This is a genomic window from Pseudonocardia phyllosphaerae (genome assembly GCF_046546475.1).
Lineage (GTDB): Bacteria > Actinomycetota > Actinomycetes > Mycobacteriales > Pseudonocardiaceae > Pseudonocardia > Pseudonocardia phyllosphaerae.
Genome location: NZ_JBKGXS010000015.1, coordinates 60,330 through 69,321, shown reverse-complemented (window position 1 = coordinate 69,321; position 8,992 = coordinate 60,330). Strand labels below are relative to the sequence as shown.

Below are 8,992 nucleotides of genomic sequence, written 5' to 3'. Positions count from 1 at the left end.
CGCGACAGCCCTTCGGGCTGCCCTTGACCGCGAGCCTCGCCGGCCGTGCCGGGACGCCCCAAGGGGCAGGCGGGGAACAGCGTCCCGCCACCCCTTTCGGGGAACCCGGGCCGACAGGCCCTGACCGTTGTGATCGGGAGGCCGACATGAGCAGCCAGAACAGCACCAGCAGCAAGGCCCGTCGGGTCGACGGCGCCGAGCGCGCCGTGGGCGTCGCGGAGGTGATGACCGTCGGGGTACGTATCGCGGGGGAGATACCGACGCGGGTGGACCTCCAGCACGCGGGTACCGAGCAGCAGATGCTGGGTCTGTCGCTGGGGACCGTGCTGGTGTATCTGCGGTCTCACCTTGTGGCGCGCACGATCGCGTTGGCGTGGGGGCAGGCTGCGCCGATGGCGCGCTCGTTGTCGCCGCTGTTGCCTGCGGCGCGGCGTCCGGTGGTGGCGACGGGGCCGTGGTCGGTGTCGACGATGGTGCGCTTCCACGGGGTGCCGACGATCGATTCGATGTTGATGACGCCGCGGTCGGGGACGAACTTGCCGACGATGTTGCGGGTCCAGGTCGGTGCGATCACGTGGGAGCTGGCTGATGCGGCGTCGTACACGGCGTTGTTGAACGCGTGGCGGCAGGCGGCGGATCTGCTGGCGATCGCGGAGCCGACCGAGTACTGAAGATCAACATTTGGATGTCGGGTCCCGGCCGCTGGCGCGGCCGGGACCTTCCGCGTCACGCTGTCGGTCATGGAGTGGCGGGTGGGCGTGTTGCGGTCCGGAGCGGAGAACGTCGCGTGGACCGAGCGCGGTGAGGCAGCCGACTGGGCCGGGGCGCGGCTGGCGGCGATCGAGGAGTTGCAGCGGCTGGCCGGGCGGGAAGGGCGTCAGGAGTACCGCGTGGTGATCGACGGGCAGGCGGGGATCGTCGTCCCGGGCCTCGAGCCGGACGGCGCCGTTGCGCTGGTCGACCTGGATCGTGTCATTCCCGTCGAGCGCTACAGCTCGTAACCCCACCTCCGGACCGGCCGGTCGTCGGGCCGACACGAAACGTCACGAGGCTGCTGGGGCTGCGGTCTACGGTGAGCGCATGACGCGCTCTGGTGATGCGGACGCTGACGCCTGGACCGTGCATGGTGAGCGGGCGATCTATGAGAACGAGTGGGTCACGGTCGGGCTCGCGGACATCTCGCAGCCGTCCGGGGACCGCTTCGAGCACCACACGGTGACGTTGCCCGCCGCGGCGATGACCGTGGTCCTGGATGACGCCGGGGAGAACGTGCTGATGTCGTGGCGGCATCGGTTCGTGCCGGACGTGTGGAACTGGGAGCTGCCGGGCGGTCTGCTCGACGACGGCGAGACGCCTGCGGAGACCGCGGCACGCGAGGTCGAGGAGGAGACCGGTTACCGGCCGCGATCGATCGAGGCGCTGGTGGCGTTCGAGCCGATGGTCGGCACCGTCCGCAGCGCGCACCACGTCTTTCTTGCTCGTGGTGCGGAGTTCGTGGGTGCCCCGGAGGAAGTGAACGAAGGCCGGTTCCGGTGGTTGCCGCTGACGGAGGTTCCGGAGCTCATCGCGTCCGGGAAGATCGCGAACTCGGGGTCGCTGGTCGGGTTGCTGCACGTTCTGGCGTTGTCCGGACCGTCGGCGCCGTCACGGTCCGAGTAGGTCGCTGATCCGTCGTCGTTGACGTTCGGAGCCGGTGCGCGCCGCCAGCTCGCGTGCGCGCGCCGCCTGGGTGCGGGACTCGGCGAGCTCGCCGAGGGCGCGCATGGCGAGTGCGAGATCGACGCGGAGGCTGACCTCGGCGCGGCCGTACTGGCCCTCGGGCATCGAGCGCAGGGCGAGTGTCAGGTCGTCGACGGCGGACAGGTCGCCGAGGCGTGCGAGGCAGTGGCCTCGCCAGCGGGCGAGGTGCTCGGCGTTGAGCATGAGGTAGGGCAGTGCGTCCTGCGGTTGGGCCGGTAGCGCTGCGTCGGCGGCGTCGAGAGCTCGGAGTGAGGCGTCCCGTTGCCCGAGCGCCGCGAGGGCCTCGGCCTCGGCGGCGTGGAGCCAGGCGAGCAGCTCCTGGGGCAGCGATCCGGGCGCGTGGGCCCGGGCGGAGAGGATCAGCTCGCGGGCCTCGGCGGTCCGTCCGGCGTCGAGCAGGATGTATGCCTGTTGTGCCCGGGCGTAGACGATTCCGGGTGTCACCTCGCTCTCGCGTGCTGCCGCGGTGGCGATCTCGTGCAGCCGCCACGCCTCCTGTAGATGACCCATGTCGAGTGCCTGCCAGCCGGCGAGTGCGGCGACCTGGCCGAGCTGGTCGGCGGCGTCCGCCCGGGGACTGCCGGGCAGCGCGTTGTGCACGAGCCGTTCCAGCGCCGCGACGTGGGCGAGTGCCTGGTCGTGGACGGTCGTTCCGCCGAGTCGCCGGTCCATCAGCCTGATCGTCTGTGTCTGGGTCCGGAGCAGCTCGACCAGCCCGGGATCCAGCCGGGTCAGCTCCGGGAGGTCGAGCGGGATCGTCGGCGCCTCGTCGAGTGGTGGTGCGGGAGTCGGCGGCCGTGGTCCGGCGATCCCGAGGTCCTCGCAGGACTCGCCGTAGACCTCGCTCAGGAGCGCGCAGTAGAAGTCGCTGACGACGCCGCCCTGGTTCTCCCAGACGGCGATCCGGCGCGCCAGGCTCTCGTCCTTGGGCAGCCGCTCGTTGCGGCGGGCGGCCGCTGTGCGGAGCTCGTGGAGCAGCCGGGCCTTCTTCCACCCCCGCTCCTCGCGGGCCTGCGCGAGTCGGTTGCGCATCGCTGTCCCTCCGTCCGGCCGATCACAGTGGCCCGCTGAGCTGCGGAAATCAACCCTGACGCCGGTCGGGCATCAGCCCGCGTCACCTCGCGTCATCTCCCGTCGACTCCGTCCACAACTGCAACCTCATCCCCAGCTCCGGAAGCCGTCTCGGGATCGACGGCGGCCGGTGTCCTACTCGACAGGTACGGGATTGGGGATGCAGTGAGTGATCTTCGAAGGACGCATCAGGCGCCGGTGCCGGCGCCGAGGTTCTACAGCGTCGCGCAGGTGGCGGAGATGCTCGGGATGTCGTCGATGACGGTGTACCGGGCGATCGCGGCGGGCGAGTTCCCGGCCGTGCGGGTCCGGGGCCGGTTGATCATCCCGGCGAAGGCGATCGAGGCGATCGCCGACCTGGCGATCGGCGAGCACACCGTCGTCGACGCCGCGGGATGGGTTCCTGCGCCGCGCCGGAGCGCCGAGTGATGGCCGGGGCGGGGCTGGCACTGCTGGTCCTGATCGTCGGTGCGGTGATCTGTGCGAAGGCGCGCTCGGCCGGTGGGGCGGTGCTGTTCACGGTGATCGCGGCGATCGTGTTCATCGCGACGCCGGTCGGCCAGGGCCTGCCGGGTGCGGTCTCGACGTTCATGTCGGCGTTCGACCACGCCGCGACTCCGGCACTGAACCGGACGCCCGCCGAGCACAAGGCGGGCAACTCGTGAGCGGGCCGCAGGAGCGGCGCGACGACGCCGCACGCGGCGAGGACCTGGGCATCGGCGATCTGGCGTGCCCGGGCTGCTGGGGGCCGGTCGTCGACCGTCCGCCTCTGGGCTGGCCGGGTGGCGCCGGCGAGAGCCCGGACTTCTCGCACACGGACGGGACGGTGCTGTGTCCGGACGAGCGGGGCCGAGTCCCGGAACCGGTCGATGCCGGTGGTCTCCGCTACCAGCTGACCGATGCCGGGGATGCCGCGTCCCTGGACGAGGACCTCGGGCGGGGCCGATGACGGCCGCGCCGTCGAGATACGAGGTGGGACGGCCCGGCGACGGGTTCTTGGCGGGACACAGCCGCCGGGCCGCTCTCCCCACACATCTGCAGAAGGCAGGAGAGAGCCCGATGGTAGGACGAGACGAGAGCTGGCGGTCGGAGGCGGCCTGCCGGTCGGTGGACCCGGAGCTGTTCTTCCCGGAGTCGGCGAACGGGCGCGAGGCCTTGCGCCAGGTCGCGCAGGCCAAGCGCGTGTGCCGGCGGTGCCCGGTCGAGGATGCGTGCGCGCAGTGGGCGCTGGCCGAGCTGCGCCACGGGATCGCCGGGGGAATGACCGAGGACGAGCGCCGCCGGCGTCGCCGCGGCGGCGAGCGAGGCAACGGCGGCGGCGGGCCGGTCCGGCGAGGCGGTGTACCGCGGCGCTCGTTCCGCAGCGATCGTGCCCACATCATCATCTCCGGCTGTGAGGCGATCGCCGACGGCGTGCCACTCGACGAGGTGGCCGCCGCCCACGGGGTGAGCCTGCGGACCGCGGAACGCTGGGCCCGCGACGTGCGGAACTGCTCCGCGCCGGGAGGTCGTCGCTGATGCCCGGGACCGAGACGACGTCATCGCACAGCGCGGCCGGGGAGATCCGGTCGCTGATCGAACGCCTCGCCCGGACCCGGTTCGGGGCACGGGTCGTCGAGACACCGATTGCGGGCTACCAGGTACTCACGGATCGCTCGCTCGACGAGCCGACGGCCGGGATCCGCGCCGCCTGGCTGACCTGCGCGGTGGCCGAGGGACAGCTGTCGGTGCACGCGCGAGCGGCGCGCGCGGCAGGGCGTTCGTGGGACGAGATCGGCGCCGCTCTGGATCTGCCCGTCGACGGGTTCCGCGCACGGGACGCAGCGGCGTTCGAGTGGCTGGTCGAGGGCCGCGACCCACGCGACGTGGACGACGACGTCGTGTCGATGCATGCGCCGTCGTTCTGGTGGCGGTGCCCGAGCTGCGACCGGCAGATCACCGATCGGGGCCCCTACAACGGCCACCCCGATGACGACGAGGACGGCCACGCCCTCGGTTGCGCCCGGCACGAGGAGGACGTCGCCGCGTGGGAGGACCGTTCGGGGTGGCAGCAGTGATGGCCACCCTGTTCGGCCCCACCGGGCTGGTTCTCGTCGCGCTCGTCGTCGCTGCCGTGTGGGCGTTGTCGCGTGGCTCCCGCGCTCTCGCGGCCGGTCTCGGTGCCGTCGCGCTGTTTCCCGCGGTGACGGTGGTGGCCGCGCTGTCCTGGCCGGTGCTGGTCGTCGTCGCGGCCCTGGTGGCGGCGGTGGTAGCGGTGCGGTGGTCGCGGTCGGCGGCCACGGTGACGCGGTGGTCGCGGCGGAGCCGCCGGAAGGTCGGTGTCGCTTCGGTACTCGACATCGTCCGGCACGCCGGCACGCTGGCGGTGCGCCGCCGCCTGGGCACGGTCCGGCCGTCGCTGGCTGCGCTGCACCGATGCCGGCGGTGGCGGCTGCCGACGGCGGCCGGTGCGGTGCAGCTGTGCCGTGCCGGTGGGCTGCGGGTGTGGGCACTGGTCGAGGACGTCGTGATCGTCGTCGGTGGCCCCCGCACCGGTAAGACCGGGTGGCTGGCGGGACGGGTTCTCGACGCCCCCGGTGCGGCGCTGGTGACCTCGACCCGCACCGATCTGCTCGATCTCTGTGCGGCGCTGCGGCGTCGTAGCCGGGGGCCGGTGTTCGTGTTCAACCCGGCCGGTCTCGGCGACCGGCCGTCGACGATCACGTTCGATCCGCTGACCGGATGCGGTGATCCGGTGACCGCGACCGAACGTGCCACCGACATGCTCTCGGCCGTGGCCCGCGGCCACAGTGGCGACCGCGAGTTCTGGGACGGCCAGGCCCGCAGGGTGCTCGCTGCGCTCCTGCACGCCGCGGCACTCGGTGGCAGGCCGATGGCGCAGGTGCTGGGGTGGGTGGCCGAACCGGACTCCGCCGGCCGCGAGGTTCCGGCGCTGCTGCGGAGGTCGGGTGTCGCGGCGTTCGAGCAGGACGCCATGCAGTTCCTGACCACCAACGAACGCACCCGTTCCTCGATCACGTCGTCGGTGATGCCCGCGCTGGGCTGGCTCACCCACCCCGCTGCCGCAGCGGCGGCAGCGCCGGGCAGGCCGTTCGACGTGCCCCGGCTGCTCGACGACCGCGCGACGGTGTTCCTGCTCGGTGCGGAGGAGGCGCAGACCGCGCCGCTGGTGTGTGCACTGACCGGGCACATCGCCCGCGAGGCCCGCCGCTTCGCCGCGACCCGGGCCGCGGGCCGGCTCGATCCACCACTCGGGCTGTTCCTCGACGAGGCCGCGCTGATCAGCCCCGTCCCGCTGGAGTCCTGGACCGCCGACATGGGCGGGCGAGGGGTGACGATCCTGTGCTGCTTCCAGTCCCGCGCGCAGCTGTTGGCCCGCTGGGGTGAGCACAAGACCGCGACGATCCTGAACAACACCGCCGCCGTCATGATCTTCGGTGGTACCCGCGACAAGTCCGATCTGGAGTTCTGGTCGACCCTGGCCGGTGACCGCGACGAACGGATCGTCACCACCGACGTGCACGGCCGGGTCGCCTCCCGCACCGTCCGCAAGGTCCCCGTCCTCGCCCCGGCCCAGATCGCGAACCTGCCCGCCGGGCGCGTGGTGCTCATCCGCCGTGGCATCGCACCCGTTGTCGGGCGGGCCGAGATGGCGTGGCGCCGCCGCGACGTGCGGGCTGGTGCCCGCACCGCGCACCGGATCGACCTGCGCGCCGCACGTGCACTGCGGCGCGACGAGCTCCGCGTGCTGGTCAACACCATCCACGTGCGGGTACTCGCCCACCTCGCCCGACGGTGGCCGCTGCGCTACCAGGTCCGCTACGAACGCGTCCGGAACGCCAACGCGATGTTCCGCCAGCTCGCGACCATCCACGACGAGGCCAGCACGTCCCCGGCCGCGGTGCCGCCGTCGTCGGCGGCGGGCGAGGAGGGCGGCCGATGAGGCGCCCCGAGGTGGTCGGGGAGCGCGAGGTCAGTCGCCTCGAACACCTCCGGCAGAGCCTCATCGACGCCCGCGGCACCGCCGGTGAGGCCGAGATCGCCGAGTACGAAGCTGAGCGTGAGTGGCTGCTCGACCGCATCGGTGACCAGATCCGCCGTCAGCGCGCGTCCGATGCGTTGCTGGAGCGCCTCCGAGCCGAGATCGAGGAGCGGGAGGCGGCCGCCGCCGAGGAGGAGCAACGAGCTCGGCGACGGCCCGGCCCGGCCACTGCTGCCACGCAGCACGAGCTGCAGCAGTGGGACGCCTCGCAGCTCAGCGCTGCGGACCGCAGTGAGCCCGCTCCGCAGGCGGCGGAGCCCGACGCCGCACCCGCGGAGACGGAGTGGTTCACGCCCGATGTGGCCACGCCCGAGGGGCTTCGGCCGCTCACCGGCGCCGAGATCCGCGCGGTCGGGGACCGCATCCGCGCCACCCAGGCTGAGGCGACGGCTGTCGAAGACGAAGACGCGGCTGCAACGGCGTGGCAGCCCCGTGATGACGACGTGGCCGATGCCGGATGGGAGCGCGAGGCATGAGAACTCCTGCTCACCCCGAGCCCGGCGGCACCGACGCGGACGTCGCTCTGGCCGCGATGGCCCGCGAGGTCGACCTGCTGCGCGGCCGGCTGGCCGGGGTCGAGCCGCTGGTCGGGCGGGTGGACGAGCTGAGCCGGGTGGTGTCGCAGATGGCCGACACCCTCGCGACTCTCGCCGCGCGCCGACGGCGCGGTGTTGCGCCGTCGTGGTTGAGCGCGGCGGCGGATACCGGGGTGACCGGGCCGTTGCTCGACGAGTTGTGCGCGTGGCTGGGGACGGTGTTCCTGCGCTACCCCGACGGTGCGTCGGTGCTGCCGGGGTGCTGGTTGTGGCATCCCGACGTCGTCGAGGAGCTGCTGTGGCTGATGCACGCCTGGTGCGCGGCGTATCAGGGGCCCGACGCCTCGGTCGGGCTCGCCGGGGACTGGCATGACCGGCAGCGGCCGGGTGTGGTCGCCCGGGTCCGGCGCAGCGCAGGATCGTGCTCGCTCGAAGCGCACCAGAACCGCGCCGGATGGAGCGCGCCACCCGGGGCGCCCCCGCTGGTTCTCGGGCACGCGCAGGTCCCGCTGATCGCAGCATGGTGGGCCGACCGGCGCGACCAGCCGCCGCCGGAACCTCCACCAGGGCTGATCGGTGGTGTGCTCGGATGACCGACCGGCAACAGTGGGGGAGACGGGCCGTCTGGCTCCCGGGCCTGGCCGTCGCACTCGGCGCGGCGATCGCGACCGCACACGGCCTGTTCGAGGTCGCGATCGCGGCTCGGGTCCCGCCCGGCATCGCCTGGATCTACCCCTTGATCACCGACGGACTCGCCCTGGTTGCCTACGCGGCGACCGCACGGCTGGGCGGCTCGGCAGCGCGCTACGCCTGGACGGTCGTGATCGTCTCGGCGGGCCTGTCCGGTCTCGCGCAGGCGGTCTACCTGTCCTCGGACGCTGCCGGCCTCGGGGGAGGACTGGCCGTGTCGCCGGCACTGCGGTTCGGTGTCGGAGCCTGGCCCGCGATCGCCGCAGCCGTCGTCGCGCACCTGCTGTACCTGCTCGCTGCGCCCGGATCGCGGGAACTCCCCGCCGCCGCTTCCCAGGCAGGGAGCCACGGCGCCCCGGAGGTGTCCCGCCCGGTGCCGTCCCACCGGGACACCGCGCCGGCCGGTCACAGCGATGTGTCCCGGCGCGGCGATCCCGCGACCGTCGAGCATCCGCGCCTGCGCGCGGTGGCCGGCCTCGTCTGGGACACCACCGGGACCCCCGTGGCGCCGCAGGACCGCGCACGGACCACCGCGGCTCGGCACTGCTCCCGGCACGGCTCCCTGCCCACGGTCCGTGAGCTGCAGACCCTCGCCGCCGTCGGCCGCGGCACCGCCGCCCGCGCCCTGCAACACCTGCGCGACCACACCCCGGCACCGACGACCGAGCCCGCCGCCCGTGCCGAGAACGACCCGCACGATCGCGAGCCCTGACCGGGCACCACGCGACCACACCGAGAGGCCGACACCAGCCGCATGCGCAGATCCGACCGCGACTACTCCGAACAGTGCAACAAACCTTCAAGATCAAGTGACTCACACCGAGGCATCACGATCCGACGGTGCGGGCCGGCCTCCGGCCGCCCCGGAACCCCCACCCCCGCCGTCAGGGGTGGGAGAAGCGGTCGCGACGCC

Annotated in this window: 13 protein-coding genes; 12 read left to right on the top strand and 1 reads right to left on the bottom strand. The window is 73.0% G+C overall.

What is annotated here, in order from left to right:
- Positions 1-146: 146 nt before the first annotated feature.
- From ACLE50_RS22280 to ACLE50_RS22270, 3 genes are all read left to right on the top strand, one after another.
- Positions 147-671, top strand: coding sequence for a hypothetical protein (locus ACLE50_RS22280; RefSeq protein WP_410945574.1), 525 nt, complete (start codon positions 147-149; stop codon positions 669-671).
- A gap of 69 nt (positions 672-740) precedes the next feature.
- The gene (locus tag ACLE50_RS22275) at positions 741-1,001 is read left to right on the top strand and encodes a hypothetical protein (protein ID WP_410945573.1); all 261 of its coding nucleotides are present in this window, start codon (positions 741-743) and stop codon (positions 999-1,001) included.
- Positions 1,002-1,080: 79 nt separating this feature from the next.
- Positions 1,081-1,659, top strand: a complete 579-nt coding sequence (locus ACLE50_RS22270) for an NUDIX hydrolase (protein WP_410945572.1) — start codon at positions 1,081-1,083, stop codon at positions 1,657-1,659.
- Here the strand turns inward: ACLE50_RS22270 and ACLE50_RS22265 are convergent.
- The gene (locus ACLE50_RS22265; RefSeq protein ID WP_410945571.1) at positions 1,645-2,772 is read right to left on the bottom strand and encodes a hypothetical protein; all 1,128 of its coding nucleotides are present in this window, start codon (positions 2,770-2,772) and stop codon (positions 1,645-1,647) included. The two genes, ACLE50_RS22270 and ACLE50_RS22265, sit on opposite strands and share 15 nt — an antisense overlap.
- Positions 2,773-3,009: 237 nt before the next feature.
- On the opposite strand from ACLE50_RS22265, the gene ACLE50_RS22260 reads away from it, so the two are divergent.
- From ACLE50_RS22260 to ACLE50_RS22220, 9 genes are all read left to right on the top strand, one after another.
- Positions 3,010-3,240, top strand: a complete 231-nt coding sequence (locus ACLE50_RS22260; protein WP_410945570.1) for a helix-turn-helix domain-containing protein — start codon at positions 3,010-3,012, stop codon at positions 3,238-3,240.
- The gene (locus ACLE50_RS22255) at positions 3,240-3,476 is read left to right on the top strand and encodes a hypothetical protein (RefSeq protein WP_410945569.1); all 237 of its coding nucleotides are present in this window, start codon (positions 3,240-3,242) and stop codon (positions 3,474-3,476) included. The genes ACLE50_RS22260 and ACLE50_RS22255 overlap by 1 nt, the downstream gene beginning before the upstream one ends.
- Entirely contained in the window at positions 3,473-3,760 is a 288-nt protein-coding gene (locus tag ACLE50_RS22250; RefSeq protein WP_410945568.1) for a hypothetical protein, read from the top strand. Before ACLE50_RS22255 ends, ACLE50_RS22250 begins: the two co-directional genes overlap by 4 nt.
- A gap of 110 nt (positions 3,761-3,870) precedes the next feature.
- Positions 3,871-4,329 (top strand): WhiB family transcriptional regulator, encoded by a 459-nt coding sequence (locus tag ACLE50_RS22245; protein WP_410945567.1) that lies wholly within the window; start codon positions 3,871-3,873, stop codon positions 4,327-4,329.
- Positions 4,329-4,868, top strand: a complete 540-nt coding sequence (locus ACLE50_RS22240; protein ID WP_410945566.1) for a hypothetical protein — start codon at positions 4,329-4,331, stop codon at positions 4,866-4,868. The genes ACLE50_RS22245 and ACLE50_RS22240 overlap by 1 nt, the downstream gene beginning before the upstream one ends.
- Complete coding sequence (locus tag ACLE50_RS22235; RefSeq protein WP_410945565.1) at positions 4,838-6,754, top strand: type IV secretory system conjugative DNA transfer family protein; 1,917 nt, start codon at positions 4,838-4,840, stop codon at positions 6,752-6,754. Before ACLE50_RS22240 ends, ACLE50_RS22235 begins: the two co-directional genes overlap by 31 nt.
- Positions 6,751-7,329, top strand: a complete 579-nt coding sequence (locus tag ACLE50_RS22230) for a hypothetical protein (RefSeq protein ID WP_410945564.1) — start codon at positions 6,751-6,753, stop codon at positions 7,327-7,329. The genes ACLE50_RS22235 and ACLE50_RS22230 overlap by 4 nt, the downstream gene beginning before the upstream one ends.
- Complete coding sequence (locus ACLE50_RS22225; RefSeq protein WP_410945563.1) at positions 7,326-7,982, top strand: hypothetical protein; 657 nt, start codon at positions 7,326-7,328, stop codon at positions 7,980-7,982. Before ACLE50_RS22230 ends, ACLE50_RS22225 begins: the two co-directional genes overlap by 4 nt.
- Entirely contained in the window at positions 7,979-8,791 is an 813-nt protein-coding gene (locus ACLE50_RS22220) for a hypothetical protein (RefSeq protein ID WP_410945562.1), read from the top strand. The genes ACLE50_RS22225 and ACLE50_RS22220 overlap by 4 nt, the downstream gene beginning before the upstream one ends.
- Positions 8,792-8,992: the final 201 nt, after the last annotated feature.

Excerpts from the sequence above, each read along its gene's own strand:
- ACLE50_RS22280 (WP_410945574.1), top strand. The coding sequence starts at position 147 with ATGAGCAGCCAGAACAGCACCAGCAGCAAGGCCCGTCGGGTCGACGGC.
- ACLE50_RS22270 (WP_410945572.1), top strand. The coding sequence starts at position 1,081 with ATGACGCGCTCTGGTGATGCGGACGCTGACGCCTGGACCGTGCATGGT.
- ACLE50_RS22255 (WP_410945569.1), top strand. The coding sequence starts at position 3,240 with ATGGCCGGGGCGGGGCTGGCACTGCTGGTCCTGATCGTCGGTGCGGTG.
- ACLE50_RS22275 (WP_410945573.1), top strand. The coding sequence starts at position 741 with ATGGAGTGGCGGGTGGGCGTGTTGCGGTCCGGAGCGGAGAACGTCGCG.
- ACLE50_RS22265 (WP_410945571.1), bottom strand. The coding sequence starts at position 2,772 with ATGCGCAACCGACTCGCGCAGGCCCGCGAGGAGCGGGGGTGGAAGAAG.
- ACLE50_RS22225 (WP_410945563.1), top strand. The coding sequence starts at position 7,326 with ATGAGAACTCCTGCTCACCCCGAGCCCGGCGGCACCGACGCGGACGTC.
- ACLE50_RS22240 (WP_410945566.1), top strand. The coding sequence starts at position 4,329 with ATGCCCGGGACCGAGACGACGTCATCGCACAGCGCGGCCGGGGAGATC.
- ACLE50_RS22230 (WP_410945564.1), top strand. The coding sequence starts at position 6,751 with ATGAGGCGCCCCGAGGTGGTCGGGGAGCGCGAGGTCAGTCGCCTCGAA.
- ACLE50_RS22245 (WP_410945567.1), top strand. The coding sequence starts at position 3,871 with ATGGTAGGACGAGACGAGAGCTGGCGGTCGGAGGCGGCCTGCCGGTCG.
- ACLE50_RS22220 (WP_410945562.1), top strand. The coding sequence starts at position 7,979 with ATGACCGACCGGCAACAGTGGGGGAGACGGGCCGTCTGGCTCCCGGGC.